The sequence below is a fragment of the Cryobacterium roopkundense genome (assembly GCF_014200405.1).
Taxonomy (GTDB): Bacteria; Actinomycetota; Actinomycetes; order Actinomycetales; family Microbacteriaceae; genus Cryobacterium; species Cryobacterium roopkundense.
Window position 1 is genome coordinate 617,249 of record NZ_JACHBQ010000001.1, and the last position, 17,254, is coordinate 634,502.

12 protein-coding genes are annotated in these 17,254 nt (G+C 65.0%); 7 read left to right on the plus strand and 5 right to left on the minus strand.

Annotated elements, in window-relative coordinates; translation table 11 throughout:
- The first annotated feature begins 180 nt into the window (after window positions 1-180).
- Window positions 181-2,721: a DEAD/DEAH box helicase gene (locus tag BJ997_RS02925; protein ID WP_035836642.1), complete on the plus strand. Its 2,541-nt coding sequence runs from the start codon at window positions 181-183 to the stop codon at window positions 2,719-2,721.
- A gap of 89 nt (window positions 2,722-2,810) precedes the next feature.
- On the opposite strand, the gene BJ997_RS02930 is transcribed toward BJ997_RS02925, so the two are convergent.
- On the minus strand, window positions 2,811-3,833 hold the full coding sequence (locus tag BJ997_RS02930) for a LacI family DNA-binding transcriptional regulator (protein ID WP_035836643.1): 1,023 nt from the start codon (window positions 3,831-3,833) through the stop codon (window positions 2,811-2,813).
- Window positions 3,834-3,960: 127 nt separating this feature from the next.
- Between BJ997_RS02930 and BJ997_RS02935 the strand changes: the two genes are divergently transcribed.
- The 6 genes from BJ997_RS02935 to BJ997_RS02960 all read left to right on the plus strand — a co-directional run bounded on the left by BJ997_RS02935 (window position 3,961) and on the right by BJ997_RS02960 (window position 12,673).
- A complete protein-coding gene (locus BJ997_RS02935) occupies window positions 3,961-6,030 on the plus strand; it encodes a beta-galactosidase (RefSeq protein WP_084141210.1) in 2,070 nt (689 codons plus the stop codon).
- Window positions 6,027-6,968 carry a carbohydrate ABC transporter permease gene (locus tag BJ997_RS02940; protein WP_084141211.1) on the plus strand — a complete coding sequence of 314 codons (942 nt, stop codon included), beginning with the start codon at window positions 6,027-6,029 and terminating at the stop codon, window positions 6,966-6,968. Before BJ997_RS02935 ends, BJ997_RS02940 begins: the two co-directional genes overlap by 4 nt.
- Before the next feature lie 98 nt (window positions 6,969-7,066).
- On the plus strand, window positions 7,067-7,873 hold the full coding sequence (locus BJ997_RS02945) for a carbohydrate ABC transporter permease (RefSeq protein WP_035836644.1): 807 nt from the start codon (window positions 7,067-7,069) through the stop codon (window positions 7,871-7,873).
- Between the two features lie 91 nt (window positions 7,874-7,964).
- Window positions 7,965-9,290: an ABC transporter substrate-binding protein gene (locus BJ997_RS02950; RefSeq protein WP_035836645.1), complete on the plus strand. Its 1,326-nt coding sequence runs from the start codon at window positions 7,965-7,967 to the stop codon at window positions 9,288-9,290.
- A gap of 103 nt (window positions 9,291-9,393) precedes the next feature.
- Window positions 9,394-11,496 carry an alpha-galactosidase gene (locus tag BJ997_RS02955; protein WP_035836646.1) on the plus strand — a complete coding sequence of 701 codons (2,103 nt, stop codon included), beginning with the start codon at window positions 9,394-9,396 and terminating at the stop codon, window positions 11,494-11,496.
- Between the two features lie 139 nt (window positions 11,497-11,635).
- The gene (locus BJ997_RS02960; RefSeq protein WP_035836647.1) at window positions 11,636-12,673 is read left to right on the plus strand and encodes a Gfo/Idh/MocA family protein; all 1,038 of its coding nucleotides are present in this window, start codon (window positions 11,636-11,638) and stop codon (window positions 12,671-12,673) included.
- Window positions 12,674-12,778: 105 nt separating this feature from the next.
- On the opposite strand, the gene BJ997_RS02965 is transcribed toward BJ997_RS02960, so the two are convergent.
- The 4 genes from BJ997_RS02965 to BJ997_RS02980 all read right to left on the minus strand — a co-directional run bounded on the left by BJ997_RS02965 (window position 12,779) and on the right by BJ997_RS02980 (window position 17,148).
- Window positions 12,779-13,276, minus strand: coding sequence for a LysM peptidoglycan-binding domain-containing protein (locus BJ997_RS02965; RefSeq protein WP_152602182.1), 498 nt, complete (start codon window positions 13,274-13,276; stop codon window positions 12,779-12,781).
- Between the two features lie 111 nt (window positions 13,277-13,387).
- A complete protein-coding gene (locus BJ997_RS02970) occupies window positions 13,388-14,764 on the minus strand; it encodes an L-serine ammonia-lyase (protein WP_035836649.1) in 1,377 nt (458 codons plus the stop codon).
- Between the two features lie 106 nt (window positions 14,765-14,870).
- On the minus strand, window positions 14,871-15,458 hold the full coding sequence (locus BJ997_RS02975) for a WxL domain-containing protein (RefSeq protein ID WP_052542247.1): 588 nt from the start codon (window positions 15,456-15,458) through the stop codon (window positions 14,871-14,873).
- 295 nt (window positions 15,459-15,753) lie between these two features.
- The gene (locus tag BJ997_RS02980) at window positions 15,754-17,148 is read right to left on the minus strand and encodes an IS1380 family transposase (RefSeq protein WP_035841044.1); all 1,395 of its coding nucleotides are present in this window, start codon (window positions 17,146-17,148) and stop codon (window positions 15,754-15,756) included.
- Window positions 17,149-17,254: the final 106 nt, after the last annotated feature.

Here is a 17,254-nt window from a genome sequence, read left to right on the forward strand (position 1 = left end):
CAGACATCCGTCACATCTCAGGCTCCGACCTTGGCATAACTCCTGCAAATCGCCGGTGACAGGATTGTCTGCCGCGTCTTTCCAAGGCAGATGCCCAGACCGGCTGCAAATTGCAGGAGTTATGTGTCGTGGAGGCCCGAGGGAGCGACGGGCGCCGAAGTAGGGCAGTCTTAAGGGACCATGTCACTGCTCAAGAGTCTCCCCAACGTCACCGATCCCGATGTGCTCTTCGAGGCCTTCGAAACCTGGGCGACCGAGCAAGGCCTCAGCCTGTACCCTGCGCAGGAGGAAGCGGTGATCGAGATCGTCTCCGGTGCGAACCTCATCCTCAGCACGCCCACCGGAACCGGCAAGTCCCTCGTGGCCGTCGGCGCGCACTTCGCGGCCCTCTCCGCAGGCAAGCGAACCTTCTACACGGCGCCGATCAAGGCCCTCGTGAGCGAGAAATTCTTCTCACTCGTGGAGACGTTCGGCGCCGAAAACGTAGGCATGATGACGGGGGACTCCTCGGTGAACGCCGACGCCCGCATCATCTGCTGCACCGCCGAGATCCTCGCGAACCTGGCCCTGCGCCACGGCGAAGACACCGAGGTCGATCAGGTCGTGATGGACGAGTTCCACTTCTACGCGGACCCCGACCGTGGTTGGGCCTGGCAGGTGCCGCTACTGCTCCTGCCGCGCGTGCAGTTCATCCTGATGTCGGCGACCCTCGGCGACGTGAAGTTCATCGCCGAAGACCTCTCGAAGCGCACCGGACGTGACACGGCGATCGTCACGGGCGTGGAGCGCCCGGTGCCGCTCAACTACTACTACGAGACCACGCCAGTGCACGAGACCGTCGAAGACCTGCTGCACACGCAGAAGTCTCCTGTCTATATCGTGCACTTTTCGCAGGCGGCGGCGCTCGAGCGCGCGCAGGCCCTCGCGAGCGCGAAGGTCGCCACCCGCGAACAGCGCGACGAGATCGCCGAGCTGATCGGTGAGTTCAGGTTCACGACAAGCTTCGGCAAGACCCTCTCGCGGCTCATCCGCATGGGGATCGGCGTGCACCACGCCGGTATGCTGCCCAAGTACCGCCGCCTCGTGGAGCAGCTCGCCCAGCGCGGCATGCTCCGGGTGATCTGTGGCACCGACACCCTCGGCGTGGGCATCAACGTGCCCATCCGCACGGTTCTGTTCACCGCCCTCACGAAGTACGACGGCGTGAAGATGCGCCAGGTGCATGTGCGAGAGTTCCACCAGATCGCCGGGCGCGCCGGGCGGGCCGGCTACGACACCGCCGGAACCGTGGTGATCCAGGCGCCCGACCACGAGTCCGAGAACCTCAAAGCCATCGAGAAAGCCGGCGACGACCCGAAGAAGAAGCGCAAGATCGTGCGCAAGAAGGCGCCGGACGGATTCGTGTCGTGGGGCGAGCCCTCCTTCCGCCGCCTCGTCGACGCCGAGCCCGAGACCCTCAGCTCGAGCATGCAGATGACCGCTGCGATGCTCATCAACGTGATCGGGCGCGGCGGCGACGCCTTCGCCCATGTGCACTCGCTCGTGTTCGACAACCACGAGCCGTGGAAACGCCAGCTCGTGCTCGCCCGCCGTGCGCTCGGCATCTACAAGACCCTGCGCGAAGCCGGCGTCGTGGAGCAGTCCGCACGCGGTATCGACGGGCGCGAACCGAGCATCCGTCTCACCGTCGACCTGCAGGCCAACTTCGCGCTCAACCAGCCGCTGTCTCCGTTCGCCCTCGCGGCCTTTGAGTTGCTCGACCCCGACCCTGAGACGGGTCCCGGCCCGGGCACCGGCCATTACGCGCTCGACATGATCTCCATTCTCGAGGCCACGCTCGACAACCCGCGGCCCGTGCTGATGGGCCAGCAGTTCGCGGCGCGCGGCGAGGCCGTGAACGCGATGAAGCGGGAGGGCATCGAATACGACGAGCGGATGGCCCTCCTCGAAGAGGTCACGTGGCCGAAGCCCCTCGAAGAGCTGCTGAACTATACGTTCGAGACCTACAAGGCCTCGCAGCCCTGGATCGCGGACTTCGAGCTGAGCCCCAAGTCAGTCGTGCGGGACATGTACGAGCGGGCCATGTCGTTCGGCGAATTCATCGCGTTCTACAAGCTCGCCCGCAGCGAGGGTGTTGTGCTGCGCTACCTCTCGGACGCGTATCGGGCGGCCCGCCAGACGATCCCCGACGAGGCCAAGAACGAAGACCTCCTCGACCTGATCGAGTGGCTTGGCGAGCTCGTGCGGCAGGTGGACTCGAGCCTGCTCGACGAGTGGGAGGAGATGCTGCACCCGGATGCGGCCGAGCACGCCACCGAGGCGCACGCGATTCTGCCGCCCGCGCCGAAGCGCCTCACCACCAACGTGCGGGCGTTCCGCATCCTGGTGCGCAACGAACTGTTCCGCAGGGTGCAGCTCGCGGCCCTCGAGCACTACGACGAGCTGGGCGATCTCGACAAGGAACATGGCTTCACAGCGGATGTCTGGGGCGACAGTCTCGACGACTACTTCGCGGAACACGACGAGATCCTTACCGGGGCGAACGCCCGCAGCTCCGACCTGCTGCTCATCGAAGTGACACCCACACTGTGGAAGGTCCGGCAGATCCTCGACGACCCGGCCGGCGACCACGACTGGGGCATCAGCGCAGAGGTCGACCTCGAAGCCTCTGACGAAGCCGGCGAGGCCGTCGTGCGCGTGACGGCGGTCAACCGGCTCTAGCCGCGGCATCCGCTCCCGCTGCGCCCGCCCGGCACCGCGTCCTGGTACGGGAAGGGGCCGGTGCCGGATGCCAAACCAGGAACTGCCGATCAGGCGGAGTTGCGCCACACTATTTCGGTGTCGAGAAGAATGCCGCCAAGCTCGGCTGCCTCGCCGCGCAGCTGGCTGAGTACGGATTCCGCGGCGCGTTCGCCCAACCCGTTGGCGGGTTGGCGCACGGTCGAGAGCGGCGGCTGGCACCGTAACGCCCACGCGCTGTCGTCGAAGCCGACAATCCCCACGTCGCCGGGCACGCTGCGGCCGGCCTCCCTCAAGGCGTTCAGTGCGCCGGCGGCGATGGCGTCGGAAGCCGCAAACACCCCGTCGATGAGCGGATCCCGCGCGAGCAGGGCGCGCATTCCGTCACGCCCATCCGCGAAGGTATAGAGAGGGACGGCGGCCACCATGGACGGGTCGAAGCGGTCACCCAGGGCTTCCGTGAAGCCCGCCAGACGGTCGGTTCCGGAGTCGCGGTCGAGAGCAGCGACGATCATGCCGATTCGGCGTCGCCCGGTGCTCATGAGACGCTCGGTGATCGCACGCGCGGCCCCGTGGTTGTTGATACCGACGTAGGGTAGGTCGCGTAGATCTTGGGGGTGTCCGACAAAGGCCGACGGCAGGTCCAGACGTTCGATAACCGCCGTTATCGGGTCTTTTTCTCTGGCGGACACCACAATGACACCGTCAACGAAACCGCCACTGAGATACCGGGCCACGCGTTCGGTGTCGCGGTCTGATTCGATCACCAGGCTCACTAACTGGTAGTCCGCGCGCGAGAGCGCCGTATTGGCACCGAGCAGGATCTCGCCGATGTTCGGGTCCTCAAGGAATAGAGAGTGCGGCTCGTGCACGATAAGGCCGACGGCCTTCGAACGTTGCATGACGAGGTTGCGGGCGGCAGTGTTGGGCACGTAGCCGACCTTCTCGATTGCCGCCTCGATGGCGCTGCGTGCTTCTGCGGACACGTACGGTTCGTTGTTCACGACCCGACTGACTGTTCCGCGGGAAACGCCCGCTTCGGCGGCAACATCATGGATCGTCGCGCGCTTGCGCCGCCTCGGAGTGGTCACCATTTGATAACTGTACCGGGTGTCCAGCTTGACACCGGAGCGTGGGCCTACTTACTCTGTGTACGTTCACAGAAACTCATCGGGGAGTTATTAGCTCCGAAGCTGTGCACGTTCACAGAAGACGGAGCCGATGACTACCCCATCCATCACCCAGGTCGAGAGCGACCGTGCGACCCGGGCCACCCCGTTCGTACAATCCGGCATTTCCTACGGCTGTGATTACAACCCTGAGCAGTGGGGACCCGAAGTCTGGGCGGACGACGTGTTGCTGATGCAGCAGGCCGGGGTCGACCTCGTGGCCATCAACATCTTCGGGTGGTCGTCGTTGGAACCTCGTCAGGGGGAGTACGACTTTACCCTGCTCGACACCGTTATCGAACTGCTGCACGCTCATGGCATCCGGGTAAACCTCGGCACTGGCACATCATCCCCGCCACCGTGGCTCACCACCGCCCACCCCGAGATCCTGCCGCAGGCCGAAGACGGCACGACTCGCTATTCCGGCGGGCGCCAGGCCTGGTGCCCGAGCTCACCGGTATTCCGGGAGCATGCCCTGCGCCTCGTCGAACAGGTGGCACGCCGGTACGGCGCACACCCGGCCGTGGCGCTCTGGCACGTGTCCAACGAACTCGGCTGCCACAACGCCCTGTGCTACGACGACGACACGGCCGCGGCCTTCCGGGTCTGGCTCGAAGCCCGATATGGCAGCATCGCCGCCCTCAACGATGCCTGGGGCACATCGTTCTGGAGCCAGCGTTACGGAGCCTGGGCCGAGGTGCACACGCCGCGCCTCACCCTGTCCAGCCGCAACCCCGGCCAGGTTCTTGATTTCCACCGATTCAGCTCCGACGAACTGCTCGATTACTACCGGGCAGAAGAGTCCGTCATCCGTCGGCACAGTCGAGTGCCTGTCACGACGAACTTTATGGTCACCGCCCACATTCGCAATCTGGACTACTGGTCCTGGGCGTCCAAGGTCGATATTGTCGCCAACGACCACTACCTCGATCACCGCCTCAACGACCCGACCACTGAGCTTGCCTTCGCCGCCGATCTCAGTCGAGGCCTCGCCGATGGTGGTGCCTGGCTGTTGATGGAACAGGCGACGAGCGCCGTCAATTGGCAGCCGCTCAACGTTGCGAAGAATCAGGGAGAGATGACCCGCAACTCGCTCTCCCATGTGGCTCGCGGCGCGGAAGCCGTCTGCTTCTTCCAGTGGCGAGCATCCCAGCAAGGTTCGGAGAAGTTCCACTCCGCGCTTGTGCCGCACGCCGGAACCGATTCCGCTCTCTGGCGCGAGGTGGTCCAGCTCGGAGCAACCCTCGACCGGTTGAACGAGGTGATCGGCACCCGGGTCGTGGCTGATACCGCGATCGTGTTCAGCTGGGAGGCGTGGTGGGCCGGCGACAACGAGTCCCGTCCGTCTGTGTCGGTAACGTACCTTGATCAGGTGCATGCCGCGTATACCGCGCTGCACCGGCTTGGTGTCACGGTCGACATTGTGTCACCGGATGCCGATCTCAGCGGGTACCGACTCGTTGTCGTGCCGGCGCTCTACCTCGTGACCGATAGCCAGGCGGACCGGATTGCCGCATTCGTGGCCATGGGCGGCCACGCCTTGGTGACCTTTTACAGCGGAATCGTCGACGAAGACGACCGCGTCAGGCTGGGCGGCTACCCCGGCGCATTCCGGACACTGCTCGGAATCACCGTGGAAGAGTTCGCACCGATCGCGCCCGAGCTCGCCGTTCGCCTCACCGCGACCGCCGGAACCACGCTGACGGAGCGGGCCACGGGCACGCTGTGGAGTGAACGACTTCACCTGGCCGGGGCAGAGGCCGTCGCCCGCTACGCAGAAGGACCGCTGACGGACGTGCCCGCCATCACGCGCAACATCCACGGCGATGGAGCGGCCTGGTACCTCGCCACCGCACCAGACCCGGCCACCTACCGCGACCTCATGCGCACCATCACCGCGACGGCTGGGGTCACCGCCGCTGGGCCGGAGAACGACGGTCTGCTGGAGGTCGTGCGGCGGATCGGAGACGAACGAAGTTACCGTTTCATCATCAACCACGGGAATACCGACCGGGAACTGGACGCCCACGGAGTCGAGTTGATCACTGGAACCGACATCTCCCGCAGCCTGTGCGTACCCGCCGGCGCCGTCCGCGTCATAAGAGAGGACATCGTTTCATGAGCGCACCAGCCAGCGTGAAAGCGGCTGCGGGGAGCACGCTGCCCGGGCGAGGCGCGCCGGGTCGCCGCAAGACTCGTGTCGCGCATCCTGCGGCGATCGCGATCTTTATCCTGCCGTTTGCCGTGCTGTTCACCCTGTTCTACGTGCTTCCCATCGGCTACGCCGTCTATCAGTCGCTGCTCGTCATCGAGCGCGACGGCACCTTCGGAAAGGCCACCGAGGTATTCGGCGGTCTAAGCCAGTACATTCTGGTTTTCCAGAATGGCCCGTTCTGGGCGTCAATCGGGCGGGTGCTGAGCTTCGGTGTAGTGCAGGTTCCGGTCATGCTGGGACTTGCGCTGATCTTCGCGCTGCTTCTCGATTCCCCCCTGGTGCGTGGAAAACGCTTCTTCCGGCTCGCCTTCTTCGTGCCCTACGCCGTGCCCGGCGTCATCGCCGCGATCATGTGGGGCTTCCTGTACTCGCCGAATCTGTCGCCGTTCACAGCTATCACGAGCAACGTAGGTTTTCTGTCCGCTGACTTGGTGCTCTGGGCGATCGCCAACGTGGTGACCTGGGTGTATGTGGGCTACAACATGCTCATCATCTACTCGGCATTGCTCGCCATTCCCACCGAGATCTATGAGGCGGCGCGCCTCGACGGCGCGGGGCAGCTGCGCATCGCATGGTCGATCAAAATTCCCCTGATCATGCCTGCAATCGTGCTGACCGGCATCTTCTCCATCATCGGTACCTTGCAGCTGCTCGCCGAGCCGCAGGTATTCCGATCGTTCAGCTCGGCCGTGACCAGTACCTTCACGCCGAACCTGATGGTCTACTCCACCTCCTCGATCCCCAATGTGAACCTCGCTGCGGCATTCAGCGTCGTGCTGGCACTGGCCACCTTCGCGCTGTCGTTCACGTTCCTCAAGTTCACCCAGCGGAAAGCCGGCAAATGAGCCCCGTCACTAAGTCTCCTGCCCCCGCCCGCCCGTCCAAACGCCAGGCGACGTCCTCCAGAAGAGCAAAGGAGAGTCCGCTCTCCAGGGTCAGCGCCATGACGGTGATGCTCGTCTTCACGCTGTACTTCCTCGTTCCGATCTGGTGGCTGTTCGTTGCGGGCACCAAATCCAGTAGTCAGTTCACCAGCACCAACCCGCTCTGGTTCGCCGACATCAACCTGATCCAGAACATCACAAACCTGGTGGCGTACCGGGACGGGGTCTTTCTCACGTGGATGCTCAACAGTGCACTCTATGCCGGCGCCGGGGCGCTGCTGGCCACGCTGTTCGCCGGAATGACCGGGTACGCCCTCGCGAAGTACCGCTTTCCCGGCCGTGAACTGTTGTTCAATATCGTGCTCGGCGGGGTGCTCGTGCCGGCCACCGCGCTGGCCCTGCCGTTGTTCCTCATTTTCAGCCAGGTGAGCCTGACCAACACCTTCTGGGCCGTGTTCCTGCCCAGTCTGGTCAGCCCCTTCGGTGTCTATCTCACACGTATCTTTGCTGCAGCAAGTGTGCCCGATGAACTGATTGAGGCGGCTCGCCTCGACGGTGCGGGCGAGGTGCGAACCTTCTTCACCGTCTCGGTGAGGCTGATGTTCCCCGCCCTCGTCACGGTGTTCCTTTTTCAGTTCGTCGCGATCTGGAATAACTTCTTCCTGCCGCTGATCATGTTGCGCGACGAGACCCTGTTCCCGGTCACCCTCGGCCTCTACGCCTGGAACTCCCAGGTCAACCAGATCCCCGAATTGCGCGGCTACGTGCTCATCGGTGCGCTCCTCTCGATCATCCCGCTGATCATTCTGTTCCTGCTGCTGCAGCGGTTCTGGCGTAGCGGTCTCGGGGCCGGCAGCGTCAAGTAGCCCCTCTTCTCAATTTTCCGACCGCTTCGCCCCGCACGATCCTCTTCACCCGCACCACGTTCAATCCGAGAAAACCCAACAAAGGGAAATAATGCGAATCACGAAACGAGCGGCCACCGTTGCCCTGCTCACCGCTGCGACGGTCGCCCTGTCCGGTTGCTCCACCACTGCATCCACGACCGACACTGCCGGAGACTGCGCTCCGGCCGACGGAACGGTCAACCTGACGTTCACCTCCTGGATCCCCGGCATCGAAGACGTCGTCGACGTCTGGAACGAGGCCAACCCCGGCATCCAGGTGGCCGTCCAGACCGGTCCGAACGGCAACGGCGGCACCTACGCCAACTTCTTCAACCAGCTTGAAGCCGGCAACGCGCCGGACCTCGGTCAGATCGAATATGACGCCCTCCCCAACTTCCGAGTGCAGGACGGTTTGGTCAACCTGGCCTCCTGCGACGGCGTTATGGATGCGCAGACCGATTTCGTCGACTGGACCTGGGGCCAGGTCAGCTTCAACGAGGACGACGCCGTCTACGCGATCCCGCAGGATGCCGGACCCATGGCCATGTTCTACCGGGCCGATCTCTTCGCCGCGAACAACATCGCAATCCCGACCACATGGGCGGAGTTCGCGACAGCGGCCGAGCAGGTGCGGGCCACGGGCTCCTACATCACCAATTTCTCGCAGAGTGATATCAACCAGTTCGCCGGACTCGTCTGGCAGGCCGGCGGAACCTGGTTCGGCAACGACGGAAACGACTGGTCCGTCAACCTGACCGACGACACGTCCATAAGGGTTGCGGACTACTGGCAGGACCTGATCGACCGTGACCTCGTGTCGACCCAGCCGCCGTGGACAACGGAGTGGGACAACGCTTACAACACCGGTGCCGCCTGGACGTGGAACTCGGCGGCCTGGGGTGCGAACTCCATCGCCAGTGGAGCCCCCGACACCGCCGGAAACTGGGCCGTGGCTCCGTCCCCACAGTGGGTCGCTGGTGACGCCGCTAGCGGCAACTGGGGCGGCTCGTCCACCGCAGTCTTCACAGGTTCGGAACACCCGTACGAGGCCGCGAAGTTCGCCCTGTGGCTCAACACCTCCAGCGAATCCCTCACGCTCCTCAACGAGTCAGCAAACCTGTACCCGGCCGCCAAGTCCGGTCTCGAACTGCCCGTGCTCAAAGAGGGTGTGGAGTTCTACGGTGACCAGGCGATTTATGACGTCTTTGCGACGGCATCCAGCCAGGTCTCGCCCGACTTTGTCTGGGGTCCCACGATGACCCAGACGTACAACGACGTGTCCGACGGTTTCAAGGCCGCGGTGAGCGGTAACGGTACCCTCGCAGAGGCTCTAGCGTCCGGCCAGACCGCGACCATCGATGCGCTGAAGGCACAGTCGATCCCCGTGAAGGAATAACCGTTCCTGATCCGCTGACCTGACGATACGGCCCGGTGCGCCTGCACGGGGCCGTATCGTCAGGTCACCCCTGCATCACCGCGTCCCGATTGGAAGCACACCCATGATTCACTATCTCCGGGCCGCCGGCGCTGCCCTCGTTCTGGACGCGTCGGGCCCGGGTGTGCCCGTGCTCGTGCACTGGGGAAGTGATCTCGGCCTGCTCGATCCGGCCGACCTTGGCACCCTCGCCGCCTCGAGCATGCCGCCCGTCGGCCCCAGTTCCCTCGACGTGCCCGTGCGTTTGTCCCTCCTGCCCACTGCCGCAGAGGGGTGGAGCGGTCGGCCCGGCGTCGGGGGGTTTCGCACCGGCGTCGGCCAGAACGATCTTTCATTTGAGCTTATGTGCGTGCGCGAGAGCGGTGAGAACACGCTGGCAATCGAACTCGTGGACCGCAACGCTGCCGTCTCAATTCTCATCGACCTCGAACTGAGCAGGGAAGGCGTGCTCCGGCTGCGGAACACACTCACGAATACTGGCACCGGCTCATTCGAGCTGGCAGCGCTCGACGTCATCCTGCCCGTGCCCGACCGGGCGAGAGAGATCCTCGACTTCACCGGTTTGTGGAGCCATGAACGGCGGCCGCAGAGGAGTCTGCTCGGTCAGGGCCTGTGGAGCCGTGAATCCCGACACGGTCGTCCGGGGCACGATGACTCGTTTCTCACGGTGGTCGGCACCCCCGGTTTTGGTTTCCGGCAGGGCGAGGTGTGGGCCGTCCACGAAGCGTGGAGCGGCGATAAGCGGGTCTGGGGTGAGCGCAGCGCACTCGGCTACGCCGCGCTCGGAGCGGGCGAACTGCTCGATCCCGGCGAGATCAGCCTCGCCGGAGGAGAGAGTTACAGCGGTCCGTGGACAATCGCCGTGTATTCCGATGCCGGTCTCGATGGCCTGAGCGCACGGCTTCATCCGTGGATTCGGTCTTGGTCTACGCTCTCAGGACCGCGCAAGGTCGTGCTCAACACTTGGGAGGCCGTGTACTTCGATCACGACCTCGATACGCTCGGCCGCCTCATCGACGCTGCCGCCACGGTGGGTGTGGAGCGGTTCGTGCTCGACGACGGCTGGTTCTCCGGGCGCACCGACGATCAACGTGCCCTCGGCGACTGGTTCGTCGATGCCGCCAAATGGCCGTCCGGACTGCACCCGCTCATCGAACGGGTGCACGGGGCAGGCCTGGACTTCGGCCTGTGGGTGGAACCCGAGATGGTGAGCCCTGAGTCTGACCTCGCCAGGGCTCACCCGGATTGGCTGCTGGGGTCGGCCGCAGCTCCCACTTGGCGCGGCCAGCGGGTGCTCGACCTGGCCAATCCCGATGCCTTCGCTTACATGCTCGAAAGACTTACCGCGTTGCTGCGGGAGTACCCCATTGCCTATCTGAAATGGGACCACAATCGCGACTTGCTCGGCGGATCCGTGCACCGGCAGACGGTCGCCCTCTACGCTCTTATGGACGCCGTGCGCGCCGCACAACCTGGACTCGAGATCGAGTCCTGCGCGTCCGGCGGCGGTCGGATCGACCTCGGCATTCTGTCGCGGGTGGACAGGGTGTGGCCGAGCGATACCAACGACCCTCTTGAACGTCAGCAGATCCAGCGGTATACCGGTGTGTTGATTCCGCCGGAGTATCTCGGCGGGCACCTCGGTGCGGCTCTTGCCCACACGACGGGGCGCACTTCAGCGCTCGGTTTTCGACTCGCGACGGCCCTGTTCGGCAGCGCGGGAATCGAGTGGGACCTCACCGTGGCAACTTCGGCCGAGATGAGCCAGGTTCGGGACTGGATCACGGTGTACAAGCAGCGGCGGGCGTCGCTGCACAGCGGCGTGGTCGTCCACGCTGATGCGTCCGACCCCGCACTCGAACTCCATGGCGTCGTAGCCCAGGATCGTTCCACCGCAATCTACGCGCAGGTTGCCGTGGGAGCGCCGCGTGCCGCGCTGCCGGCACCGTTGCGGTTTCCCGGGCTGGCGCCCGAACGCCGCTACAGGGTCCGACAGTTGGCCGTCGGACCCGCGGCCCAGACCGTTCAGACCTCCCCGCCGGCGTGGCTGGACTCCGCAGCACGTGAGCTGATTCTCACCGGCGCGGTGTTGGGCCGCGTCGGACTGCCGGCGCCCCTGATCACGCCAGAACAGGCTGCCGTGTTCATTCTCGAAGCGGTTTTCTAGGGGCACAAGCGCGGCCGCTCTCCACGAAATCGACGGAGATTCGTGTCCCTGCATCCCCGTTTCGGGCAAAACCGGACCACTTCGCGCGAAATCTCCGTCGATTTCGCACGACAACGTGGTGGACGGATAACGTGACCGTATGGCATCCCACTCAGCACCCATCCGCACGGCCGTGATCGGGTTCGGGCTCTCCGGCCGCACCTTCCACAGCCCGTTCATCGCGGCGAACCCAGAATTCTCGCTCGATGTGATCGTCACCGGTAACCGCGCGAGGCGAGCGGATGCGGCCAGGCTCTACCCTAAGGCCCGGATCGTGGCCACGACGGCCGAGTTGTTCGAGCATGCGGCCGAACTCGATCTCGTGGTGATCGGTTCACCGCCGGCCACCCACGCCGACCTCGCCGACCAGGCCTTGGATGCCGGGCTCGCGGTCGTGGTCGACAAGCCCTTCGCAGTCACCAGCGACGAGGGGCGCGCCCTCGTGGAGAAGGCCGACCGGCTCGGCGCCACCCTCACCGTGTTCCACAACCGTCGCTGGGACGGTGACTTTCTCACTCTGCAGGCGCTCGTCGAGGCCGGCAGTCTCGGCGAGGTGCGGCGCTTTGAGTCGAGGTTCGAGTTCTGGAAGCCCGTACCACGCCCCTCGTGGAAGCTCGAGGCCACTCCCGACGACGGCGGGGGACTGCTTTACGACCTTGGCCCGCACCTGATCGACCAGGCGCTGGTGCTCTTCGGCTCGGTCGCCGACGTGTACGCTGAGGTCCTCACCCGCCGGGAGGGTGCCCTCGCCGATGACGACGTTTTCGTGGCGCTCACCCACGAATCCGGCACCACATCGCACCTGTGGTTGAACGGGCTCGCCGCCCAGCGTGCCCCGCGCTTTCACGTGCTCGGGTCGGAATCGGCCTACACGGTCTGGGGGCTCGACGGCCAGGAGGCCGCACTCAAGCAGGGCGCCGAACCCACGGATGCCGACTTCGGCGTGGCTGACGAGGCGGACTGGGGCCTTGTCGGCATCGACGGTGACCTCACGTCGTATCCCACAGAGCGCGGACGTTACGACCTGTTCTACGCCGACCTCGCGGACGCCATCCTGCGCGACGGCCCGGTTCCCGTCGACCCCCGAGACGCCCTGCGCGTGATCGAGATCATCGAGCGCATCCACGCCGCGCGGTAAGAGCGCATAACTCCTGCAAATCGGCACGGCCGAAACTGACTTCGGCGTGATTCCGCGGCCGAGGTCTGGCCGGCCCAGAATCTGCAGGAGTTACGTCAGGGGACCCTAGCGGGTGGTGGTCCAGTCGAGGTTGATGATCTGCTGCAGGTAGATTCGCTCACCGAGGCCCGGCACTGACGGGTTCATCGTGAGCATCATCTGCACCGGGATATTGAACCGCTGGGCGATGTCGAAAAAGGCGTCACCTTCGACGACGGTATACGTCACGAGCGCGCCGGCGGCGTTCGCGACGGCGGGGCCGCGGGCACCCGGCGCGGAGCCGAGGTCAACGGCCGGTCCCTGCGGCAGGGGCACCGGTTCGGCGTTCGGCACGAGGTCGGGTACCTCGGGGTTGGGGATGAGGGCAGGCTCCTCGGTGATCACTGGCTCGGGAGTTGGCGTGGGTGTCGGCGTCGGGGACGGCGAGGGAGTGGCCGTCGGCGTGAAAGTGACCGTTACGGCCGGTGTCGGCGTTCCGGCACAGCCCGCGAGCACGACGAGCAGCACCATCGCGGCAGACGTGACGCCGGCCCGATGTGCCCAGCGGTGTGACAGTGTGCGCAAAATAGTGACCCCCCAATTACCGTCTCGAGAATCGCCGTGCGCGACAAACGTGACGTGTTCCCACCCTAGAGGGTGCTGTTCTCCCGCGAATGACCCCTGTTCGGGGGTAGTTCAGCATTCGATCACGTTGACCGCGAGGCCGCCCTCGCTGGTCTCCTTGTACTTGGTCATCATATCGAGCCCGGTCTGGCGCATCGTCTCGATCACGGTGTCGAGCGACACGAGGTGCGTCCCGTCGCCGTGCAGCGCCAGCCGTGCGGCCGAGACGGCCGTCGACGAGGCGATGGCGTTACGTTCAATGCACGGCACCTGCACGAGGCCGCCGACGGGGTCGCACGTGAGCCCGAGATGGTGTTCCATCGCGATCTCGGCCGCGTTCTCCACCTGGCGGGGCGTTCCGCCGAGCACGGCGCAGAGCGCCCCAGCGGCCATGGCGCACGCCGAGCCGACCTCGGCCTGGCAGCCGCCCTCTGCTCCCGAGATCGAGGCATTGGCCTTCACGAGGGAGCCGATGGCCACAGCAGTCAGCAGGTATCGACGGATGCCCGCTGCATCCGCACCCGGCACGAAACGCAGGTAGTAGTGTCCGACGGCGGGGATGATGCCGGCTGCGCCATTCGTGGGGGCCGTCACAACCCGGCCACCCGAGGCATTCTCCTCGTTCACGGCGAGGGCGAACGCGTGCAGCCACTCGGTCGAGGTATCGCGGTCTCGCTGCGACTGGCCGTCATATTCCTCCAGGCGCATACGAACGGACGCCGCGCGGCGCTTGACCTTGAGACCGCCCGGCAGAGTTCCGGTGGCCTGCAAACCTGCCTCGACGCACACGTGCATTGCGTCCCAAATGGCGTCGAGCCCGGCGTTGAGCGCTTCCTCGCCGTGGATGGCTTCCTCGTTGCGTCGGGCCACCTCGCAGATGCCGATGCCGTGCTCGTCGCACCGGGCGAGCAGCTCCGCGCTCGACACGTAGGGGAACGGCTGGGCGGCGGCCGGGCGGGTCGCCACCTGGTCGTCGTCCTGGCGAATGAACCCGCCACCGATCGAGTAGAAGGTGTGCTCGAACACGGGAGCGGCATCCGCTTCACCCCAGGCCGAGATCGTGAGCGCGTTCGGGTGGCCGGGGAGGCGGGTGCGTGGTTCGAACCTGACGTCTGCGCGGCTGATCGGAATGGTGTGCCCGCCGAGGAGGGTGAGAGTCGCGCCCTCCTCGAGCCCGGCCCAGGCGTTGCGCACATCGTCGGGGTCGCAGGCCTCTGGCCTGAAACCGGCCAGACCCGCGAGCACGGCGTCGGGAGTGCCGTGGCCGAGGCCGGTGGAACCGAGGGACCCGAACAGGGAGCAGCGGATGCGCGTCACCTCAGGTAACCGGCCCGAATCGCGGAGGCGTTCGGCGAAGACGAGGGCGGCCCGCATGGGTCCGACCGTATGGGAGCTGGATGGACCGATCCCAATGGAGAAGAGGTCGAGAGCCGAGACGTACGCTGTCACCCCTCCATGTTACGGGGAAAGACGGGCCGGCTTGACAGGTGCCCACATGACTCAAGCCCCCCGCGACGAATCAGCGGGGGGCTCGAGAGCGCGAGGGACTGCTTGATTACGCGATGGTGAAGGTGATCGTGGACACGTAGGGGTTGACGTCGCTTGATCCGACCGTTCCGGAAAAGTTGGAGCGGAAGGCGTTCGCCGGCACCTCGAGGCTGTACTCGGGGGACAGAGTGTAGCTGCCCTTGCCGAGACTCGGAGAGGTGACGAGCGCCTGGGCACTCGTGCTCATGGTGACGGCGGAAGTGGAGGGGGCGGCGTCTGAGCCGCTGCCGGCGGTGACCGTGCCGGGAGTGATCACGAGGTTGCCGATGGGCAGGGTGCGCACCGTGGTGTCCGCGGTGCCGGCGGCGCTCGTGAAGTTCGTCGCGCTGGCGGAGAGGCTCCAGGCGGCGTTCGTGCCGCGGGCGTTCGTGACCGTCCAGCCGGTGGCCGTGCCGGTGGAGTACTGGCTGGTGGAGCCGTTGAGCGTGACACCGGTCATGGTGTCGGGGGCCGTAGCGAAGGCGGTGAGGAATCCGGCGGAAACCGTGGAGTTGATGTCGTCGGTGTTGGGCGTGGCCTGCGCGGGGGAGAGGGCGACGCTGAGCAGAATGCCGGTCGCTGCAATGATGCCGGCGGTCTTGATGAAAGCGTGCATTGTGATGTCCTCTTGCTTGGGTGCCGAAGCGGGCTGGTTGGCCCGGTTGGGCTGCCTGGTGGCGATAAATCAATAGTCACAGCCCTATCTCAAGGGCACCCGCTTGCTGGCGCAGGGTTCGATCAGGGTTTACGCAAGACTGTGCAGGGTTTAGCCTGAATCCACCGGTTGGCCTCTGATGAATTCTTGATTTGGGCGCGATCCTTTTTCGGGGTTTTGGGCTCGGTCGAGCTGTGGGCCTTGATGCCTGGGTGTTCCACTGGGGTTCCTGGTTGCGCCCGGTCGGGCTCGATGGTTAGGTGGCGGCGCGGCCGGGCGGGTTGCAAACGCTGGTGAACAGCGCCGACCAGCCTTCTTCCCAGGGCCAGCTTTCGGGCAGGTGCAATGTGACGCGTCGTGCCGACGTGGATACTCTGGCGGCGACGTTGATGAGTTTGCGGCGAACGGTCGCGGTGACGGCTTTTCCGAGGGCGGGATTGGCGAGGGTGCCGGCGGCGCGGGTGAGATTGAACGTGATGCAGGCCAGCACCAGCCAGGCGGCGTTGGCCGTGAATACGCCGGACGGGAAGTGCGCCATCGCCGACGCTTTCATGTCGGCGTTCAAATTTTCGATGATCGCATGGTGGCGGTGGGTTTTGTCGGCGTCAACGGTGTTCAGGGTGCTGGTGGTGAAGAACGCGTGAAAGCGGAACAGGTCGAAAAGGGTGCCTTGCCCGGCGGCGACGGTCTTGTTCAGTTCCGGGATGCGGCGCACGACGAGGCGTCCAGGGATTTGTTCGCTCTTCTTCTTGGAGCCGAACGCGGTGAAGGGGATTTCGGCGACTTCCGCGTCGGAGATCCACCGCCCGGTGGCGTCGTCGAAGATCGCATTGGTGTATTTGATCGGGGTCCACGCGGTATCGGGGATGGTGCTGATACCCGCTTTCACCAATGAATTCAGGCGTGCCGTGATCGAAACCATCGCCCCGGCACGGAGGGCAGCTTGGATGACGGCGCTGACGTAGTAGGCGCTGTCGGCTCGGAGGAGAAGCATTCCTTTTGCGGTTGGGCTGCGCAGTCGTTTCACGGTCGCGAGGGTGTCGGAGACGAATTTCTTTGCGCCGCGGGCGGAGTTGGTGGGGCCTTTGCGTAGCCGGGAGCTGACGATGATCGGAGCGGCCGATCCGGTGCTGACGATGGCGAGCAGGGCGTTGAGGCCGCGAACACCGGAGTAGCCAAACCCGGCGCCTTGCTTCTTATATCCGTGCACTTCCCTGATGGTGTCGTCAATATCGACCAGGGCGAGGTCGTCGATACCGGTCACGATCGGCGTGACGGCGCCGAGGTTCTGCAGCCACCGGGACGCGGCGGCGTCGAGCTGGCGGACATGGCCAAAAGCGAACGCGCGCAGGAACGATCCCAGGGTCGAGGGCGCATAGGTTCCGGTGAACAATTTCCGGAGAGCGCCGTGCCGGAGCACGGCCATATCGTCGATGGAGTCGGCGCCGGTGAGCATTCCTGCGACCAGTGCCAGCGCTTTCAGGCCGGCATTCGCGCCGAAGTAACCGGGCAGTTTCACCCACTCATCGACCAGCGCGCCGAGGCCTGTTTTCTCGGCCAGAGCCATCGTGGGCACCAGTCCGGCCGACGACACGAGATTGGGGTCGTCGAAGGATGCAGAAAAGGACCGGTGAGTGTGAGAAAGTTGCATCTACGAGATGCCTCCTTGATCGTTGAATAGTTTGTCTAAGTAACAACTATTTTAGCTGATCAGAGGGGTATTCTCGGTTTAACGCGCCGTCAGAATCTGAGGTCGA